Here is a 19,059-nt window from a genome sequence, read left to right as displayed (position 1 = left end):
GTTTCTGCTTTTCGGCCATAACAGCCACTTTAAACCAAGTGATGTTACTTCCGCTTTTGACTCAAACCGGTCGTTGCTCAAAACTATTGCGATGCTGAATTGACCCGGGCCTTTCGGACACTCCAATCAAGCGACACACATGCTTCGCTCGAACTCTACCGGACTGACATAACCTAGCGACTGGTGCATCCGGCTACGGTTATAGAACAGCTCGATGTAATCAAATACAGCCGCCCTGGCTGTATCACGGCTCTCGAAGTCGATATGGTGGATCACTTCGTTCTTCAGGTTGCCGAAGAAGCTTTCCGCCACCGCGTTATCGTACGCATTGCCCTTGGCGCTCATGCTGGGCTGGATGCCGTGCGCCGCCATCCTCTCACGATATTTCCGTGCCGCATAGATCGGCCCCTGATCGGTGTGGTGGATCAATCCCGCACGCGGTTGGCGTTGCTCCAGCGCCATGTCGAGCGCGTTCAAGATCAAGGCCAAGTCAGGTCGGTCGCTCATTGACCAGCCGACCACCCTCCGCGAGTACAGATCCAGCAATATGGCCAGGTACAACCATCCCTGACGAGTGCGAATGTAGGTCATGTCGCCCACCCAGATGCGATTCGGGTGATCCACCCGGAACTGCTGTTGCACCAGGTTGGGTGCTGCCGGAGCGGTGGCATGGTTCTCAACCGTTATCCGGAAGCGGCGTTTGCGCCTTGCTTCTATCCCCGCCTGTTTGCGCAACCGCGCCACACTATGTTTGCCGCAGGTAACGCCTCGCGACTTCAGCGCAAGCCAGGTCTTCTTCGCCCCGTAGGCTTGCCGCGATTGCATATGCACACGGCGTATCTGCGACAGCAACTCATTCTGCGGCGCATCGCTCTTTGCAGGTCGATCACGCCATGTGTAGTAGCCGCTGCGCGATACCTGCATCACGCGGCACAGGCTGCTGACCCGGTACTCGTTCTCGTATTTCTGTATGAAGGCGTACTTCACCCGAGTTCCTTGGCAAAGTACGCTGCGGCCTTTTTTAGGATGTCCCGCTCTTCCGTGACACGCTTCAGTTCCGCTTTGAGCCGGGCCACTTCGCTTTGCTGTTCCAAGGGTTTGCGTCCTGTTCCCTGAAACGCTTCCGGCCCTTTGGTGCTCAGTTCCTTCTGCCATTTGTAGAGCCGGTTGCGGGGAATGCCCAGTTCCATCGCCAGTTGCGTTGCCGGCTTCTCGCCCAGTTCCAGCAACCGTACCGCTTCCAGTTTGAATTCCCGGTTGAAACGCTGACGCACTCGCTCAGGATTGACTGCTCTTCGTTCCTTGCCCATCTGACACCTCCAAGTGTATTGTGACTCCACTTAAATGTGTCCGAAAGGCCCGGGTCAGTTCATGCTGACCCCTATCGTTCTATCGCTAAATGGAATGTTGTCCTGCACTTCAAAGTCACGTAGTGTCTGTGCTGTTGAAATATTTGAACCGTCTACCGTGCCTATTTGACCAAGGAGGGTCATATGTCCACATCTAATAAATCGACGACAAAGAAAGCTGCAACGAAAAAACCAGCTGCCAAAAAAACCGCAGCGAAGAAGCCAGCTGCCAAAAAAACCGCAGCGAAGAAGCCAGCTGCCAAAAAAACCGCAGCGAAGAAGCCAGCTGCTAAGAAAGCCGCAGCGAAGAAGCCAGCTGCTAAGAAAGTCGCAGCGAAGAAGCCAGCTGCTAAGAAAGTCGCAGCGAAGAAGCCAGCTGCTAAGAAAGTCGCAGCGAAGAAGCCAGCTGCTAAGAAAGTCGCAGCGAAGAAGCCAGCTGCCAAAAAAGCGGTCGCAGGAAGAATTGTTGCCGGATCACTTGGAATCGTTGGTCCATGGCCACCAAAGACAAAGTAGGCTACTAATAACTCGCGCGCTATAACTACCACCATTCAGGTACATTCATGGCACAAGGCTCATACATAATATGGACGGCTGATAAAGACGGACATCCCTTGGGAACACTTCCCACGGCAGCAATCCCAATCGTTCCACCGCCTGATCCAATGGATCCAAATGCGACGAATATCTATTTCGGGGTGCCTGTTATATCTACCCCACCAGCACCTCCACCTTCAGCGGGGGCAGCTATATCTTCCACGTTATCCCCACCTCCAAATGACCAGTTTGAACTGCTACAGGATATTGAAAAGCTTTTAAGAGCCGTGAACTTAATATATCTACCAGTCGCTACTCAAGAAAAGCACCGAAAGGAGCAGTTTCGCCCTTATTACATGCGCATCTTTCATCTCGCGAAGTTGGGGTTAGAGGGACCCAACGCGGCACCAGATATTTCAAAAAGTGTCTTGGCTACGGTTACCGCAGACCTTATTGACGACGAGGCAGCTCGGGTGAAGAACGGGCACTTGAAGCGTTTGGGTAAAACAGCGATGTGGTTTTCAATACCATTTTGCTCGTTGTACGTAATAGCACAACTCATTCCAACTGATAGCGTGGCCGTACATTACTTAGCGAAACTTGGTGTCCAGCTAGCAGTTTTTGCAAATTTCATGATGTTGTGGCTTGGCTGTTTCGTCGGTGTTTGGCTCTCCTACGGTATCCGCACTTCCATTTTTACTCTTACAGATTTGACGGTCACTGACAGTGACCGCCTCTTACCATCTATTAGGCTAATATTTGCTGGAATTCTAACAATGATTCTCGGGCTCATGTTTACGCTTGGTGTAGTCCAAATCACCTTGGGCACTTATCCGTTAACTGACTTGTCGTCAAACAATCCCATGCTTGCTTTTCTCATCGGGACTTTTTGTGGGATAACTGAATTAGGACTGCCAGCCGCTGTCGGAAAACGGGCCAGTGATTTTATCAGCAAGGTTAAGTAAGTATTTGTCAAACGATAGGGGGCAGCATCGCAATAGTTTCGAGCAACGACCGGCTTGAGTCGAAAGCGGAAGTAACGCCACCTGGTTCAAAGTGGCTGTTATGGCCGACTTCCAGCCCGTCTTCATTTCGGCTTGGGCTGCACCTCTGCTTCAAATTCCACGCCATCGCAACGAGATTAAACTCGCCTTTTGCTGTTCCATGCCTGCGTGCGAAAAAAATGAACTAAAAAGTTATTCCGCCAGAAGCCGTGCCTGTCGTTTTGCCAGATTCCCAGCCTTGCTTTTGCGGGGCAAATCCTTTTCTGTTTTCATGAACGGCGGCATCTCCTTGCAGCCTGACTGAATAAAATCCTGCTCCAGCGCTGCGCGGGCCTTTTCTATCGGCACTGCAAGAGCTGTAGTCAGCCCGGTGAAAAGCAGATCGAACAGACGGTGCAGTGGAATCTGATGAGTCTGGTGCGCGGTGGCATAGAGCCAGTCAGAGAAAGTCAGGAAGCGTGCAAACGGACTTTCATCCAACAATAGTTCCAGCGCCTTCGGAAAACGCTGGGAGTTGCCTACCAGATCCCAGTAGCGGGCAAAGCGCACCAGTCTTTGCATGGTGGGAAAGTCGATGCGGTCGGTGGCGAGTATGGTGTAGGGCGGGTACGGGGTGTAGCGCATGGCGTACGCCTCGGTATGGCGGATGATGGGCGTGCCGCGCAGGCGCTTGAGCACGCCGGCCTGGATCTCCTGCTGCTTCAGCGCGATCAGTCGGTCGAAGCCATCAGCGATGCTCGCCACATCTTCGCCGGGCAGGCCGATGATGAGGTCGACGTGGACGTGCGCGTGGCTTTCCTGCTGCAGCCAGCGCAGGTTCTCTTCTGTCTTTGCCGTGTCCTGTTTGCGCGAGATCAGTGCCTGCACTTCCGGGTTGAAGGTCTGGATGCCCACCTCGAATTGCAGCGAGCCGACAGGGAATTTGACGATCAGCGCTTTCAGTTGCTCCGGCAGGTGGTCGGGGATGACTTCGAAGTGCACGAACAGTTTATCGTCAAGGCGTTCGAGGAAGAATTCCAGGATGCGTACGCCGGTCTTGATGTTGAGGTTAAAGGTGCGGTCGACGAATTTGAACAGGCGCGCGCCGCGCTGATAGAGCTTGTCCATCTCATCGAGGAAGCGGTCAAGATCGAAGGCCAAGGACGTCTTGTCCAACGACGAGAGGCAGAATTCGCATTTGAACGGGCAACCACGCGAAGCTTCCACATACAGCGTGCGGTGTGCGATGTCGTGGTCCGAGTAAAGCGCATAGGGCAGTTTGATCTCGGACAATTTCGGCTGGATGCCGGCAATGATCTTCTGCGCCTGCGGCCGCTGCTGAAAAAGTTCGCGGCAAAGTCTGGCAAAGCTGATGTCTCCCCAGCCGGTGATCACGTGATCGGCCAGGCGCACGACCTCCTGCTCATCGCATTCGTAACTGACTTCAGGCCCGCCCAGCACCACGGTGATCTGCGGGGCGACGCGTTTGAGCAACGCGACCACGCGGGTGATCTCGGTAACGTTCCAGATGTAAACACCGAAACCGATGATGCGCGGCTGCGCCGCCAGCAAAGCCTCGACGATCTCCTCGGGCCGGTTCTGCAGGATGAACTCCATGATCTCGGTGTCTTGTTCCAGCTCGCCCATGTTGGCGGCGAGATAGCGCAAGCCCAGCGAGGCATGGATGTAGCGCGCGTTGAGGGTGGTGAGGACGATGGCGGACATGCGGGGCAGGTGTGTCGAAAGGCCGATATGTTACGCCAGTTCCGGTACATGTCGGCAATGGCCGATCAATAATCAAGGTAGCGGACGCTCGCAACAAATTGGATCAGATGCCCGGTCATCGGCAGCCATGACCGGGGAGGCGGTATCGGTCACGTGAGCAGCCTGTCAGCCTCCGAATCGGGAACCGGGTTGCTTCAGGAACTCGATCTCCTGAGGCGTCGAAGTGCGGCCGAGTGCGTCGTTGCGATGGGGAAAACGGCCGAAACGCTTGACGACCTCCCAGTGCTTGACGGCGTAGTCGTAGGCCATGGCCATCCCCGGCAGATCGCGGATCTTGCCGAACAGCTCCAGCGCCCGTTCCTGGTCGGCAAGGTCTTCGCTGTGCTCGAAGGGCAGATAGGCGAATAGTCGTTCACTCGGCGTGTAGCCCGCATCGAATCCATGTTCAACCAGATGGCGTGCCGCCGGCAGCGCGAGGTCACCATCCCGGTAGCCGCGCGCTTCGCCGCGGAAGGTCATCAGCGGAAACTGGTCGAGCACGACGATCAACGCCAGGCAGGCGTCGGGCGTTTTCCGCCAGTGGTCGAGTTCCCCGCGTTCGGCACGTTCCACCTCCGGCAGGAAGCGCTCGCGCACTTTCGCGTCGACACGCGCACTGCCGGCGAACCAAAGCTCGCGCTGCCGGCGCGCGGCATCGCTGCCATCGCCGAACCAATATTCCAGAACCGCCTGATAGTCTTGCATACGTGACTCCCGATAGCTTGACCACGAACCCGTGACCGGCATCTACATGCCGTTGAAGTGATACATCCGACGCTGGCGGCTATTGCATCGAGTGCAGCCCGATCATGTTGCCCTCGGTGTCGTACGCCAGTGCAATGAAGCCGTATTGCCCGATGGACATCTTGTCCTTGAAGATGCGGCCGCCGGCCTTTTCAATACGCGACGCTTCCACCGCGCAATCCTCGCAGATGAAATAGATGATCGTGCTGTTGCCGCCAGACGGCATGCCCTCCATCCTGACCAGCGATCCGCCGGCGCCGAAACGGTCCGTTTGCATCGGGAAGCTCCACATTTCCAGCTCGGGGTTCTCGATATTTTCCAGCTTGCGCTGGAACACGGTCTCGTAAAACCGTTTTGCACGCACCATATCCTGCACATAGATCTCGAACCAGTTGACGGGATTGTTCTTCATGGCGGTCTCCTTTGCCAGAGCGATTGAAACGAGGGCGGTATCGAACATGCCTGTGCCCGAAATCCGCCATGCTTTCCAGATCAGTTCTTTTCGTTGCAGTTGAACATCCACTGGACGCCGAATCTGTCGGTGAGGTTGCCGAAGTAAGCGCCCCAGAACATGTCCTGCAGGGGCATCTCCACCTTGCCGCCATGCGACAGCAATTCGAACAGACGTCTGGTTTCGCTGCGTGTATCCGGTTCCAGGTTGATGTACACGTTGTTGCCCTGGTTGAGCTTGAAACCCATGCTGCCCGGCGCATCGGTGCCCATCAGCACATGCCCGCCCAGTATCGGCAGCGCGACGTGCATGACCAGCTTGCCGTCGGCCTCGCTCAGGGGTGGTTGTCCGGGTTGCGGCGGAATATCCTTGAAGCGCGCGATCGGGGCAGCAAATTCGGTGCCGAAAACGGATCTGTAAAAATTGAACGCTTCCTCGGTAGTGCAGGGAAAGTTCAGGTAAGTGCTTACATGTGCCATTTTGTGTTCCTCCTTTCTTCCTGGCGAATTGTTCGACAGGGTTGTTGATCTTCAGACGAACGAACCCAGCTTGATCGTGCCGGTGGGTTGGTAGGTCGCGATGATGACGCCGCTCGTGGCAACTTTTGTGTCAACGACCTTGAATCCTTCGGGACGCGTGCCCTCGGCGAAGAGTCGTTTGCCTGGCCCCAGTGTCACTGGGAAAATCCACACATGCATCAAATCGATAAGCCCGTTCGCGAGCAGTGTCTGAATGAGCTTGCCGCTGCCATGCACCCACAGATCCGGTGCATCCATTTGCTTCAGTTTTCTGAGTTCGCCGATCACGTCTCCGGTGATCAACGCAGAGTTGTGCCAGGACAGTTCCATCTGCTTGTGGGAAACGACGTATTTCCTGGTGCTGTTGAAGGGTTTAGCGATGGCCTCGTCTGTTGTCGCTGTCGGCCAATATCCGGCGAAAATGTCGTAGGTGCGTCGGCCCAGCAGGAGCTCGAATGGACGCTCCATGAAACCTTGCATGATGCCGCCCATCACATCGTCCCAGTAGCCGCCGAACGACCACCCACCGTAACTGAAACCGCCGTCTTTATCCTCGTCCGGGCCGCCCGGCGCCTGCATCACTCCATCGAGCGTGACGAATGTGGTTGTTATGATTTTTCTCATGATCTGCTCCTTTCTCAATTAAAGTCAGGTGCCAGCAAGGGGGTAAGCGCAGCACATCCACCAGCTATCGTTCCTGCGCGGAGCCTGGGAACGATTGAAAAATCAGCTTCCAGCCGCGGCGCGCTGCAAGGCGGCAATGTCGAACTTCTTCATCTTGAGGAACGCTTGTGTCACGCGTGCACGTTGTTCCGCAGAGCCTCCCATCAGTTCGCCCATTTGCGACGGAACGACCTGCCATGACACGCCGAATTTGTCCTTGAGCCAGCCGCAGGCTTCGGCCTGGGGCACGACCGAAAGTTTTTCCCAGAAGTAGTCGATCTCGGCCTGCGTGTCGCAATTGACCATGAGCGAGACGGCTTCGTTGAAAGAGAAGTCGTGCTTGTGCGCCGAATCCATGGAGGCGAACCACTGCCCGCGCAGCATGTAGTCTTCGAACATCACCGTACCTTCCTTGTCCGGAGCCATGCCGGGACCGTAGCGCGCGACCATGCCTTGCTTCGAGTTTTCGAAAATGCCGGTGTAGAACTTCATCGCCTCTTCGGCTTTCCCGCACATGCCCCCGGTGAACAGCAGCGACGGGATGATGTTCGGACGCACTTCGCCTGCGGGGTTGGTGAGGATCAGCTGCCAGGAAACGCCGTACTCGTCCTGGATCCAGCCGTAACGTTCGCTGAACGGGTACTTGTCGAGCGGCATGAGCGCCGTTCCGCCATCGGCGAGTTTTCCCCACAGCGCGTTCAGCGCCGGTTTCGCATCCGTGCGCTGCGAGGGGTCGAAGTTGACCATGAACGAGATCGAAGGATTGAACTTGAAAAGCGGACCGGCGCTGATCGACATGAACTCATGGCCGAGCAACCGGAACGACACTACCTCGACATCGCCCGATGGCGTATCGGAAAGCGGTGTCTGGCTGGTCACGGCGGAATCGCCGCCGAATGCGGCGACATAGAATTCGGCCGCTTCCTTCGCCTCCTTGTCGAACCATAGATGGGGCGTGATTTTGTGCGCGATATTGGATGCTGACTTTCCGGTGTTATCCATGATGCCCTCCCTGTCGTTAGCCTTGTTTTTCTGCCACCGTCTTCAGGTTGCTCAATCCCTGTTCGAAATCGCCGCCTATCATCTTGTCCATATCCATGAACAGCCCCAGCAATTTGGGGACGAAGCTCTGCTTGCACATCATGCTCCAGGTGACATGCGTCACGCCCTGCGCCTCATTCAATGAGAACACCACCACATTGCGTCCTTCAAAAGGCTGAATCATGTGCAGGTCGAGCGTGATTTCCTTGAGGGGAGTGCTGCTGGTGATGCTGATCTCTCCCTTGCCGACATTCTTGTCGCCCTCCCAGGCATACTTTGCACCTTGGCCGCTGGCGCTGCCGCTGTAGTTCTTCTGCATCGCGGGATCCTTGTTGTAAGGCGTCCATTCCTGCCAACGGTGAAAATCGTTGATGAGATTGAACACTTTTTCGCTCTTGGCCTGAATGTCGATGTTGCGTTCCACCTGCAGCTCGTCCGGGCGCATCGCCGCATAGATCAGCACGATGCCAACCAGAACTACTGCAACCAGCAAGATCACTTTGAGCATCTCTGTCTCCTTCCCGTTTGGATAGCGATTGAATCAAGCTGTGCTGCGAAGCAGCGTCGGCTTGAATGAATGTCAGGCCTGTGCCTTGTCGTGCTCCAATAGTCAGCGTTCGACGGAGTACTGAACCAGGAGCAGGCTCGAACCTTCAAAGGTGCGGGTGTCCAGCAGGCGAAGCGGGCCGGGCGGCCGGGTCTCGAATGCCCGGACACCCTCGCCGACAACGCCAGCGCCGATCATGAAATGCAGCTCGTCAACCAACCCGGCAGCGAGCAGGTCATTCCAAAGAAGGTGGCTTCCAAATATCAGGATGTCCCGTCCCGATCCGCATTTAAGTGCGGCAACCTCCGCGTGTGCACTCGCACGCCGTACGACACGGGTCGGACCCCACCCCTCGGCTTCGTTGGGCTGCAGGCCGTTCGAGACCACGACTTTCTCGATGGCGGTGTTGAGACGCGATATCTCTCGCTCCACCGCCGGCTGGCTCACGTCCTCGGCGATCGCGGGCCAGTAGGACCGGAACATCTCAAACGAATTGCGCCCGAGTAGCAGCGTGTCGGCCGCCCGGAGCCGTTCCGCGTTGTAGTCAGAGAAGCCGTTGTCGAACGGCATGGCCATGATGTTCCCGCCTGGGCCGGAGTAAAACCCGTCGAGCGAGATGAGGTTGCAGACGATCAGCTTGCGCATGATTAGTGACTCTCCTTCCGACCGTTGAAAAATTGAAGACGCCCTGACTCCTGCGTTAAATAGGTTGCCAGACGGTCGAAGGTGCTGTTCCAGCCCTCGTCGTGTCCGTCGCGTTCGGTGATGGACTGGAACGGCACCTGGTGCATCGTCATTTGCGTCTTGCCTTTCGATTCGTCGAAGGTCACGGTCACCACCGTTTCCACGCCGCGCTCGCCGGGTTCTTCCCAGGCAAAGGTGAATACCAGCCGCTCCGGCCTGACGACTTCGCGGAACACGCCGCCGTGCCAGAGCGCTTCGCCTGTTTCGACAGACTGCAAACAGTTGCGCCAGCGTCCGCCGGGGCGTGCATCCCATTCGATCTTCGTTGCCGGGTGATGCGACGGGCCCCACCACTGCAGCGCATGCTCGGGTTTCGTCCATGCCTCCCAAACCAGTTCGCGCGGTGCGTCGAAGGTGCGGGCGATGGTGAGTCCCAGAGTGTTCCGTGTGGCAGCGTCCATGGTCGTTCCTTATCTGCCGATGTCTTCGGCCAGCCGTTCGAGCGCCTCTTTCCAGCTGACGACGAAGCGTGCGTCCGCTGCCGCCTGTTTGCGTTCTGCACTGGCAAAGCGTGTATGCAGGGTCAGGTGCGTCTTGCCGTCCTGTTCGGCAAAACTGACCGTCACCGTGGCTCGCGGCGGGATGCCCGCCCCGCAGGGATGTCCATCGGTCGCTTCGCCTTCATACACGATGCGTTCCGCTTCGACGATCTCGCGGAAAGTACCGATGCAGGGATACATGTTGCCGTCCGGCGCGCGCATCTCCAGGTGGAAACGCCCACCCACCCGAAGATCGCTTACGCAGGTTTCGTTGTTGAAACCTGCCGGTCCCCACCATCGCTTGATGTGCTTCGGATCGGTCCATGCCTGCCACACCAAGGCACGTGGTGCATCGAAGGTGCGGGTGATGACGAGTTCATTGTTGTTTGCCTGGTTCATCTTTGACTTTCGAGAGGGTTGGTGGAGACGTTCAGCCTTTTTTCTTGATGATCACGTGAGTGGCGTTGGGCGAGCTGGTATGTTCGGCGCAGTAGTAACCGAGCGCTGGCAAGTCGATCCCGGAGTACAGTTGCTCGCCCGAACCGAGCAGGATGGGGGAGATGGCGATATGCATCTCGTCGATCAATCCCGCAAGCAGGTATTGCCTGATCGTTTCCGCGCCGCCGCCGACTCGCACATCCAGTCCATTCGCCGCCTCTTGGGCTCGCTGCAATGCACTGAAGATGCCGTCGGTCACAAAATGAAAAGTGGTTCCGCCCTCCATGGTGATCGATTCGCGCGGGTGATGCGTCAACACGAAGACCGGTGTGTGGTACGGCGGATTGTCGCCCCACCAGCCTTTCCAGTTCGTATCCGGCCATGGCCCTCTGATCGGACCGAACATATTGCGGCCTAAAATCCAGGCGCCGATATTACGAACTCCTCTGGCCGCAAAATCATCATCGATGCCGGTCGTACCGCCAGCATTCTTATCCCCGTGCATTTGCTGAAAGGTCCGGGTTGGGAACACCCATTCATGCAGCTTCATTCCACCTTCGCCCAGCGGATTTTCGAGACTCTGGTTCGGCCCAGCACCGAACCCGTCGATGGAAATTGCGAAGCAAGCTACACGCAGTTTGCTCATATCATTTCTCCTTTTAAATCGCACAGGTAAATGTTTTGCCGCCTGACGTCCAGGCTGGACGACTCGGGTGGCTGGAACGAATGCCTGGTTCGGTGGTCCAGATATGGTCCTTCGGTGATGAGCACCCGGCCATCAGGCTGCATCCGCAGTGACTTCGCGCTGCTTGCCGGGCGCAGGCCGCCTACGAAAACCCTGACACCGGCAGCTTTCATTTCATCGTTGAGCGCGTCGATATCGCGGGACATCGCTTCGTCCTCTGCGACGGACGGGTCGTAGTCGTCGGGGTGGTGAATAGCAACCAGATACTGTGTCATGACTTCTCCTGTAACCGAACTTGTTAGTTATGGCTGGTTTGCGCTGCTCATGCTTTTGCCAGGTAATCGGCCAGCCGCGCCAGCGTCTGCTTGCCGCCCTCGTAGGCGCCAAATTCCCGGATGACGAGGTCGCGATCTTCGGGCGTATCGAACAGCAGGTGCATGGTCACACGGGTCTTTTCGCCCAGAGCCTCGAATGTCCAGGTCGACAGGAAGTGGGCACCGGGTCCGCCTTCGCGTCCGCCGCCGTGAGAAAACACGATGCGCTCCGGTGCGACGATCTCGCGGAACACGCTGCTGTTGGGGTAATCGGTGCCGTCGGGGCCATGCATGGTGAGTTTCCATGCGCCACCTACGCGGAAATCCATCTTCTTGATGGTCGTGCTGAAACCGTTTGGTCCCCACCACTTTGCCACGTGTTCGGGATTGGTCCATGCTTCCCATACCAGTGTGCGTGGCGCGTCGAAGACGCGTTCGATGACGATCTCGCGGTCGGCAGTGCTATTTAGGCTTTTTGCCTGTGCGTCCATTCTTCTTCTCCTTTTTGGATATTTCGGCGGCTTGCAGTTCCTGCAGATAGCTGTCAAGGCGATCGAACCTCTGTTCCCAGAACTGGCGGTATTGCTCGATGAATCCGGCAGCCTCCTGCAATGGTGCGGCTTCCAGCTTGCAGGGACGCCATTGCGCCTGACGGCCTTGCGTGATGAGTCCGGCACGCTGCAATACCTTGAGATGCTTGGTCACCGCCGGCGGGCTGATCGAGAACGGCTTGGCCAGTTCGGCAACCGATGTCTCGCCCAGGGCGAGGCGCGCAAGGATGGCGCGGCGCGTGGGGTCGGCAAGAGCTGCGAAGGTGGCGCTGAGGTGATCGGCGGGCATATTCTTACCATTCTTTAATTAACCGAATGGTAAATTACTCTTGCGGAATGTGACTTGTCAAGAAATGCCGCTGATGGGGAAATGGTTATGAAGCAGGGGGCTTGGGGAAAACTTCCGTTGATGCGAGCTAGAGTCTCGCATCCGGGTCAAGCATGGAGTTCGATAGCGCGTTCCAGCAAAGCATCGAACTCCCTGATCGGTAACGGCTTGCTGAAAAGGTATCCCTGAAAATGCGTACAGCCTTTGTTCAGCAGCAGTTGCCGTTGTTCCTGGGTTTCCACTCCTTCGGCGATAACGTCCAGTTGCAGGCTTTTCGCCATGGCAATGATGGCTCTCACGATGGCTTTGTCGTCCCTGTCGAAATCAAGGTCATGCACAAAGGATTGATCGATCTTGAGCTGGTTGAGCGGCAATTTCTTGATGTATTGCAGGGACGAATAGCCGGTGCCGAAGTCGTCGAGGGAGAACTGGACGCCGATCTCTTTCAGGGCGTTCATGATCAGGATCGTATCCTCAATGTTTTCCTGCAACATGCTTTCGGTCAGTTCGAGCTTGAGCTTTGATGGATCGATTGCATACTTTTCCACAAAGACCCGAACCTGGGTTGCGAAATCTGATTGACGGAATTGCTTTGCGCTCACATTGACAGCTAGTACGAGATTCCGCGTGAGGGGGTTGTTCTGCCATGTCTTCAATTGGGCACAGGCCTCCTGCAGTACCCATAGGCCAATGTTCAGGATCAGATCCGTTTCTTCGGCCAGCGGGATGAATTCGGCAGGTGACACCATTCCGCGTTTCGGGTGTATCCAGCGGATCAGGGCTTCAGCACCTACAGGACGATTCATCTCATCGACCTGGATCTGGTAGAAGAGATTGAATTCCCTGCGCTCGATCGACTTGCGCAAGTCAGCTTCGAGAGCCGTCCTGGTATTGAGCGTGTCCTGCATCTGCGGATCGAAGAAACGCATGGTGTTGCGACCGGCTTTTTTGGCCTGGTACATGGCGATATCCGCCTGTTTGAACAGGTCGTCGATTATCTGCGGGCGGCTGTCGAACAGGGTGGCGCCGATACTCGGTGTGCTGTGGACTTCGAACTTTTCAAGATGATAAGGTTTGTTGAGCGTAGAGATTATCTTCCAGCCGACGGCTTCCGTTTGCGATGCCGCCTCGATGGACTCGGCGCTCAAGTCTTCCAGCATGACGACGAATTCGTCCCCGCCTATGCGCGCGACAGTGTCACCTTCACGCACGCAATTTTTCAAACGCTGAGCCACTTGCTGCAGCAGCAAATCTCCGATGTCATGTCCAAGCGTGTCATTGAGATTCTTGAAATTGTCCAGATCGAGGAACAACAGGGCCCCGGCCTTGCCGCTGCGCGAGCTGGCAACCAGTGCTTGCTGGAGCCGATCCATCAATAGCCGCCGGTTGGGCAGCCCGGTGAGCGGGTCGAAGAATGCCAGGCTTCTGATCTCGTCCTCTGCCGCCTTGTGCAGTGTGATGTCGGAAAGCGAAGCGACATAATTGATGACGACTCCCCGTGCATCTTTTACCGCGGTGATGGCGAGCCGCTCCGGGTAGACCTCGCCATTCTTGCGCTTGTTCCATATCTCGCCTTTCCATGCACCGGTGGCAACGAGCGTATTCCACATGGCCGCGTAGAAATGCGAGTCGTGCAGGCCGGAACTGAGTATGCGCGGATTCTTGCCGATGACTTCTTCGGCAGAGTATCCGGTGATGTCGGTGAAGGCACGATTGACCCTGAGGATGTTGCGATCGGCATCGGTGATCAGCATGCCTTCCTGCGCCTCGAAGGCGGTGGCTGCGATCTGGATCTCGACCTCGATCTTCTTGCGTTCCGTGATATCGCGCGAGGAATTGAACAGGGCGGGCTTGCCGTGCAACTGGAGCGGATAACCGCTGATCTCGACATCGATGACGGTGCCATCCTTGCGGCGGTGCCGGGTCTCGAACTGGGTCCTGCCTTTATTGGTGAACTGGTCCCTGAACAGTTTCACGATTCTGGGGTCGCTAAAATCCGCATCCCATTGGCAGACGTTCATCCCGAGCATCTCATTGCGCTGGTAGCCCAGCATCGAGCAGAACGAATCGCTTGCTTCGATGATGTTGCCATCGGGATCCAGGATGTGGATGCCGTCGCTGGCATTGCGCAAAAGAACCATGTTCTTCTCGCTCTCCATCCTCAGTTCGCTTTCATGCTGTTTGCGTTCGGTGATATCTGTCGTCACGCCGATGAAGTGCTGCAACTGTCCTGTTCCGTCACGGGATGCAGAGATCGACAGGTGGATGTTGTAGAGGCTGCCATTCTTGTGGCGGTTCACCAGTTCCCCTTGCCAGAAATTGTCACGGAGCAGTGCCTCCCACAACTCCCGGTAGAAACCCTTGCTTTGCTGGCCCGAGGACAGGATGCGGGGATTCTTTCCCAGGACGTCTTCCGGGCTGTAACCGGTGATTTGGGTGAAGGCGGGATTGACCGAGATGATGTTGGCATTCAGGTCGGTGATGATGATGGCTTCCGCGCTGGAATCGAAGACTGTGGCATTGATACGCTGCAGGCGTTCCGCTTCCCTGCGCTGTGCTTCGTTTTGCGCCAGCCGTCGATAGAACGCCATAGCCAACAAGCTGATCGCCAGCAAGACCGGGATCACCACGGCGAGCAGGGTCTTGGCCTCCGCCTGCCATTTTTGCAGTGCGCGGGTTCGATCGATGTGAGTGAGGACGGCAAATGGATAGAGGCGTGATGCACGGAAGGCGGTAAGTTCGCCGCGGCCATCGCCAAGATCCTGCTGGAACCTGCCGGACTCGATTTCGGACAGTCGCAAGTCATGTACTGCCTTGGCGTGCAAAGTGCCGGGACGTGCTTTGACATCGGTGTCCATCAGCAGCAAGCCGTCGTAACGCATCACCTCGACAGTGCCGGCATCGACGGGAAGTGTCAGCAGAATATGGTTGATGAAATAATCCGGATTGAGGGCGAACAGCAGTGTCACGTCATTCTTGCCGAGCATCAGCGTGCGAGTGATGGGAATGAAGTTAAGGGCTTCGGCGCCGACCGGCTCCGCGGGGGTGGATGCACGGCCATCGCCGAAATCGCGACCCGACCAGGGCTGCCCGATGCGCAGGATCTCCTGATCTGCGGCTGCGGGAGGCAGATAACTCGAAGCATCCACCAGTACACCGATGTTGGCGCGGTCGGTGCTCGCAACGATATGTCCATGCTTGTCCAGCAGCGAAATCGAACGAAGATATGGCGCATGCTGCAACTTATTGACCAGGCCGGCCTCGATATGACGAAGATCGCGTACATCGATATCCTGCGGCACGATCTGGGTGGCGGACAGCTCGGTGACGCGCAGGCTTTGTGTCAGGAAGTCCTCGAAACTGCGCGTGTGCATCTCGGAGATTTCGAGGCCATTGAATATGGCGGTAGCATGCAGCCGCCATAATGTGTATCCGGTGAAGCTGAACATGGCGCACACAAAGAGCGCCAATGCGGCAAGGAGGGCGTGGCGGGGCCGAAGCGCGCGCAGGTTCATGGGACGACGATAGGAACGAGTTTGTATTGCCTTGCCGATCTCATCAGCCGACCATCGCGTTTGATATCGCTTACGAACCTGTCGACTCGATCAAACCATGCGTCGTCGCCGGGTTTCACGGCATAGGCATAAGGCGTGACGTGATAAGTGCCGGGCGGCGAAACCAGGCGCGCCCAGTCGGCATTGGCCAGGAAACGCTGGCTGTATGGGTAGTCGGTCATGAAGACATCGGCGCGGCCGGATTCGACTTCCTGTTCGCGAGCAAAGGGGGTGTCGAGAACGATCAACTTCGCAGCCTTGAGCATTTCCTTCATCACGGGTTCATGCAAGGTTCCTTTGGCAACCGCCACGACTGACCCGGGTTTGTCGATATCGTCCCAGGTTTTGATCCGGCGGTTGGACTTGGTGGTGATCGCGTAGATGTCGCTGGCGAGATGGGGGCGAGTGAAGCGCAGTTTCTCCGCGCGGGAAGGGGTGATGCCGATGGCGAACATGGCGACGTCGCAACGATCCTGAGTGACATCGTCGATCAGCTTGGCGAAGGAGCTGTCGACGAACTTGACCGCGACCCCAAGGTCTTTGCCGAGTTCATTGGCCATGTCGACATCGATGCCGGAAAGCTGCTGTGTCTTCGGATTGCGATAGGTGATGCTGTAGTAATCGGGCCAGATGCACACGCGGACTGCTTTGGCAGACCTGATTCGATCAAGGTGGCCGGGCAGGGTGTCTTGGGCAAAAGTGTGCGGCGATATCGTGCAGGCGACGAAAAGCATCGCCAGCGCGTGAGTGGTGCGCATAATCTCTCTCCTGATGTATGAGGTAATAAATTTACCTTCGCATATGTCGATCGACGGGAACCCGGCAAGCACCGCAAATACCCGAAGTCGCTTTGACATGATATTAACATTTTGCCGGTAGGCTTATTCGCCTGAGATCGGCAAAACACCCACAGTCTATGTGACTTTTATGGGTGGGCATGTTGGGAATGCGACCGATTCAGCTATTTGCGCGCAGATTTGAGCGCTGAAAGAGGGATTCGTTATATCCCGAAGTTAGACATTCCCTCGCTAAGCCTTTAGACTTGCGCACTTTTTCACAGGCAAGCACCATGTCCGGCGATATCGAACAAACCATCAAGGAACCCGCGGCCGTCTCGCGCGACCTGATCGCACGCGAAGTGGCGCGTCGCCGCACTTTCGGCATCATCTCCCACCCCGACGCGGGCAAGACCACGCTCACCGAAAAACTGCTGCTGTTCTCCGGCGCGATCCAGTTGGCTGGCGCGGTGAAGGCGCGCAAGAGCGGGCGCCATGCGACCTCGGACTTTCTTGAGATCGAAAAGCAGCGCGGCATCTCGGTCGCCAGCTCGGTGATGCAGTTCGAATACCGCGATCATGTGGTGAACCTGCTCGATACGCCCGGCCACCAGGACTTCTCCGAAGATACCTACCGCGTGCTCACTGCCGTGGACTCGGCACTGATGGTGATCGACGCGGCCAAGGGCGTGGAAGCGCAGACCATCAAGCTGCTGGACGTGTGCCGCATGCGTGACACGCCCATCCTCACCTTCATGAACAAGATGGACCGCGAGGTGCGCGATCCGCTGGAGCTGCTGGACGAGGTGGAATCGGTGCTGAAGATCCAGTGCGCGCCGGTCACCTGGCCGCTGGGCATGGGCAAGACCTTCCGCGGCGTGTACCACCTGTTGCGCGACGAGATTTTGCTGTTCACACCGGGCGAAGAGCGCGCCGACGGCGAGGTGGAAGTCATCAAGGGCATAGCCAATCCCATACTGGCCGAGCGCTTCCCGCTGGAGATCGAACAGCTGAAGATGGAGGTGGAGTTGGTGCACGGTGCTTCGCATCCGTTCGATCTGCAAGCATTCCTCGCCGGCAAGCAGACACCGGTGTTCTTCGGTTCCGCCATCAACAACTTCGGCGTACGCGAGATCCTGAATGCGCTGCTGGAGTGGGCACCCGCGCCGCGTGAGCGCGATGCCACGGTGCGCGCGGTGAGTCCGACCGAGCCGAAATTTTCCGGCTTCGTGTTCAAGATCCAGGCCAACATGGACGCCAACCACCGCGACCGCATCGCCTTCCTGCGCGTGTGTTCCGGCCACTTCGAGCGCGGCATGAAGATGAAGCACCTGCGCATCGGCAAGGAGATACGCGTGTCCAGCGTGGTGACCTTCATGGCGTCCAGCCGCGAGCTGGTGGAAGAGGCATTCGCCGGTGACATCATCGGCCTGCCCAACCACGGCAACATGCAGATCGGCGACACCTTCTCCGAAGGCGAGGCATTGCAGTACACCGGCATCCCGTATTTCGCGCCGGATCATTTCCAGACCGTGCGCATCCGCAATCCGCTCAAGGTTAAGCAGTTGCACAAGGGCCTGCAGCAGCTGGGCGAAGAGGGCGCGGTGCAGGTGTTCAAGCCGGCGGACGGCGGCGACCTCATCCTCGGTGCGGTCGGCATGCTGCAGTTCGACGTGGTGGCGAGCCGCCTGGCGGGTGAATACGGCGTGGACGCGATGTTCGAGGGCTCCGCGGTGAACACCGCGCGCTGGGTGACCTGTGACGATGCAAAGATCTTTGCCGACTTCCAGAGGGCGCTGTCGCATAACCTCGCCATCGATGCGGCTGGCAACCTGGCTTATCTCGCACCGAACAAGGTGAACCTCAACCTGACGCAGGAGCGCTGGCCCAAAGTGGTGTTCCATACCACCCGCGAACACGCGGTGAAGTTGTGATCCAACAACTGGAATTCCATCTGCGCGGCGAATTCATCGAGCTGTGCAACCTGCTCAAACTCAGCGGAGTCTGCGACAGCGGCGGTGCCGGCAAGGCGCTGGTGGCGGAAGGCGTGGTTTCAGTCGATGGCCAAGTGGAATTGCGCAAGACCGCAAAGATACGCGCCGGACAGGTGGTGAGTGCCGGTGATGTGCAGATCCGCGTGCTTGCCTGAATCGTGTTGTACATCGTCCACAACGTCGTCATCCCGGAACGCGAGATCGAACTGACTGCCGTGCGCGCGCAGGGCGCGGGCGGGCAGAACGTGAACAAGGTGTCGAGTGCGGTACATCTGCGCTTCGACATCGCTGCTTCATCCCTGCCGCCGGAATTCAAGGAACGGCTGTTGCAACTCAGCGACCAGCGCATCACCAGGGACGGCGTGGTTGTCATCAAGGCGCAGGAATTCCGCAATCAGGAACAGAACCGCAACGAGGCATTGCGGCGACTGAAATCCCTGCTGATGTCGATCGCGGTCAAGCCGAAGCCGCGCGTGGCCACCAAGCCGAGCCGCAGTTCGCAGAAGAAGCGATTGGAAAGCAAGACCAGGCGCGGTGAAACCAAGTCGTTGCGGGGGAGAGTGACTGAGTGAGGAAAAATGCAGACTGGCTGCATGGGC

At 57.2% G+C, this 19,059-nt stretch carries 23 protein-coding genes; 5 read left to right on the top strand and 18 right to left on the bottom strand.

Annotated elements, in window-relative coordinates; genetic code table 11:
• Positions 1-126: 126 nt before the first annotated feature.
• Both SLIT_RS11690 and SLIT_RS11685 read right to left on the bottom strand, forming a co-directional pair.
• Positions 127-987: an IS3 family transposase gene (locus SLIT_RS11690; protein WP_013030463.1), complete on the bottom strand. Its 861-nt coding sequence runs from the start codon at positions 985-987 to the stop codon at positions 127-129.
• On the bottom strand, positions 984-1,310 hold the full coding sequence (locus tag SLIT_RS11685; RefSeq protein ID WP_013030462.1) for a transposase: 327 nt from the start codon (positions 1,308-1,310) through the stop codon (positions 984-986). Before SLIT_RS11685 ends, SLIT_RS11690 begins: the two co-directional genes overlap by 4 nt.
• Before the next feature lie 183 nt (positions 1,311-1,493).
• Here SLIT_RS11685 and SLIT_RS16405 point away from each other — a divergent pair, with 183 nt between their 5' ends.
• On the top strand, positions 1,494-1,865 hold the full coding sequence (locus SLIT_RS16405; protein WP_083775037.1) for a histone H1-like repetitive region-containing protein: 372 nt from the start codon (positions 1,494-1,496) through the stop codon (positions 1,863-1,865).
• 47 nt (positions 1,866-1,912) lie between these two features.
• Positions 1,913-2,851 carry a hypothetical protein gene (locus SLIT_RS11675; protein ID WP_013030461.1) on the top strand — a complete coding sequence of 313 codons (939 nt, stop codon included), beginning with the start codon at positions 1,913-1,915 and terminating at the stop codon, positions 2,849-2,851.
• Positions 2,852-3,082: 231 nt separating this feature from the next.
• Here SLIT_RS11675 and SLIT_RS11670 read toward each other — a convergent pair whose 3' ends face one another.
• From SLIT_RS11670 to SLIT_RS11595, 16 genes are all read right to left on the bottom strand, one after another.
• Positions 3,083-4,594, bottom strand: a complete 1,512-nt coding sequence (locus SLIT_RS11670; RefSeq protein ID WP_013030460.1) for a B12-binding domain-containing radical SAM protein — start codon at positions 4,592-4,594, stop codon at positions 3,083-3,085.
• 165 nt (positions 4,595-4,759) lie between these two features.
• Positions 4,760-5,338, bottom strand: a complete 579-nt coding sequence (locus SLIT_RS11665; protein WP_013030459.1) for a DUF924 family protein — start codon at positions 5,336-5,338, stop codon at positions 4,760-4,762.
• A gap of 79 nt (positions 5,339-5,417) precedes the next feature.
• Positions 5,418-5,789, bottom strand: a complete 372-nt coding sequence (locus tag SLIT_RS11660) for a VOC family protein (RefSeq protein WP_013030458.1) — start codon at positions 5,787-5,789, stop codon at positions 5,418-5,420.
• 80 nt (positions 5,790-5,869) lie between these two features.
• Positions 5,870-6,307, bottom strand: coding sequence for a VOC family protein (locus SLIT_RS11655; RefSeq protein ID WP_013030457.1), 438 nt, complete (start codon positions 6,305-6,307; stop codon positions 5,870-5,872).
• A 51-nt stretch (positions 6,308-6,358) separates the two neighbouring features.
• A complete protein-coding gene (locus SLIT_RS11650) occupies positions 6,359-6,970 on the bottom strand; it encodes a dihydrofolate reductase family protein (protein WP_013030456.1) in 612 nt (203 codons plus the stop codon).
• Positions 6,971-7,072: 102 nt separating this feature from the next.
• Positions 7,073-8,011, bottom strand: a complete 939-nt coding sequence (locus tag SLIT_RS11645; protein WP_013030455.1) for a VOC family protein — start codon at positions 8,009-8,011, stop codon at positions 7,073-7,075.
• A 16-nt stretch (positions 8,012-8,027) separates the two neighbouring features.
• Entirely contained in the window at positions 8,028-8,558 is a 531-nt protein-coding gene (locus SLIT_RS11640) for an SRPBCC family protein (protein WP_013030454.1), read from the bottom strand.
• Positions 8,559-8,660: 102 nt separating this feature from the next.
• Positions 8,661-9,242 carry a dihydrofolate reductase family protein gene (locus SLIT_RS11635; RefSeq protein WP_013030453.1) on the bottom strand — a complete coding sequence of 194 codons (582 nt, stop codon included), beginning with the start codon at positions 9,240-9,242 and terminating at the stop codon, positions 8,661-8,663.
• 2 nt (positions 9,243-9,244) lie between these two features.
• Positions 9,245-9,742 (bottom strand): SRPBCC domain-containing protein, encoded by a 498-nt coding sequence (locus tag SLIT_RS11630; protein WP_013030452.1) that lies wholly within the window; start codon positions 9,740-9,742, stop codon positions 9,245-9,247.
• A 9-nt stretch (positions 9,743-9,751) separates the two neighbouring features.
• The gene (locus SLIT_RS11625; protein WP_013030451.1) at positions 9,752-10,219 is read right to left on the bottom strand and encodes an SRPBCC domain-containing protein; all 468 of its coding nucleotides are present in this window, start codon (positions 10,217-10,219) and stop codon (positions 9,752-9,754) included.
• Positions 10,220-10,250: 31 nt separating this feature from the next.
• Positions 10,251-10,904 (bottom strand): dihydrofolate reductase family protein, encoded by a 654-nt coding sequence (locus SLIT_RS11620; protein WP_013030450.1) that lies wholly within the window; start codon positions 10,902-10,904, stop codon positions 10,251-10,253.
• A complete protein-coding gene (locus tag SLIT_RS11615; RefSeq protein WP_013030449.1) occupies positions 10,901-11,218 on the bottom strand; it encodes a YciI family protein in 318 nt (105 codons plus the stop codon). Before SLIT_RS11615 ends, SLIT_RS11620 begins: the two co-directional genes overlap by 4 nt.
• Positions 11,219-11,265: 47 nt before the next feature.
• Entirely contained in the window at positions 11,266-11,748 is a 483-nt protein-coding gene (locus tag SLIT_RS11610; RefSeq protein WP_013030448.1) for an SRPBCC family protein, read from the bottom strand.
• Positions 11,720-12,097 carry an ArsR/SmtB family transcription factor gene (locus SLIT_RS11605; RefSeq protein WP_013030447.1) on the bottom strand — a complete coding sequence of 126 codons (378 nt, stop codon included), beginning with the start codon at positions 12,095-12,097 and terminating at the stop codon, positions 11,720-11,722. Before SLIT_RS11605 ends, SLIT_RS11610 begins: the two co-directional genes overlap by 29 nt.
• 146 nt (positions 12,098-12,243) lie before the next feature.
• Positions 12,244-15,585 carry a bifunctional diguanylate cyclase/phosphodiesterase gene (locus SLIT_RS11600; protein WP_190272132.1) on the bottom strand — a complete coding sequence of 1,114 codons (3,342 nt, stop codon included), beginning with the start codon at positions 15,583-15,585 and terminating at the stop codon, positions 12,244-12,246.
• 62 nt (positions 15,586-15,647) lie between these two features.
• Positions 15,648-16,448 (bottom strand): ABC transporter substrate-binding protein, encoded by an 801-nt coding sequence (locus SLIT_RS11595; protein ID WP_013030445.1) that lies wholly within the window; start codon positions 16,446-16,448, stop codon positions 15,648-15,650.
• A 311-nt stretch (positions 16,449-16,759) separates the two neighbouring features.
• Here SLIT_RS11595 and SLIT_RS11590 point away from each other — a divergent pair, with 311 nt between their 5' ends.
• From SLIT_RS11590 to arfB, 3 genes are read left to right on the top strand one after another with little or no spacing between them, the layout of a single operon-like run.
• Positions 16,760-18,400, top strand: a complete 1,641-nt coding sequence (locus SLIT_RS11590) for a peptide chain release factor 3 (RefSeq protein WP_013030444.1) — start codon at positions 16,760-16,762, stop codon at positions 18,398-18,400.
• Entirely contained in the window at positions 18,400-18,615 is a 216-nt protein-coding gene (locus SLIT_RS11585; protein WP_041421293.1) for an RNA-binding S4 domain-containing protein, read from the top strand. Before SLIT_RS11590 ends, SLIT_RS11585 begins: the two co-directional genes overlap by 1 nt.
• Positions 18,616-18,618: 3 nt before the next feature.
• On the top strand, positions 18,619-19,032 hold the full coding sequence (gene arfB / locus SLIT_RS11580) for an alternative ribosome rescue aminoacyl-tRNA hydrolase ArfB (RefSeq protein WP_013030442.1): 414 nt from the start codon (positions 18,619-18,621) through the stop codon (positions 19,030-19,032).
• Positions 19,033-19,059 lie beyond the last annotated feature (27 nt).

Source organism: Sideroxydans lithotrophicus ES-1 (assembly GCF_000025705.1).
GTDB lineage: Bacteria > Pseudomonadota > Gammaproteobacteria > Burkholderiales > Gallionellaceae > Sideroxyarcus > Sideroxyarcus lithotrophicus.
Note: the sequence above shows the minus strand (reverse complement) of the source record. Positions and strands in the feature narration are given on the sequence as shown.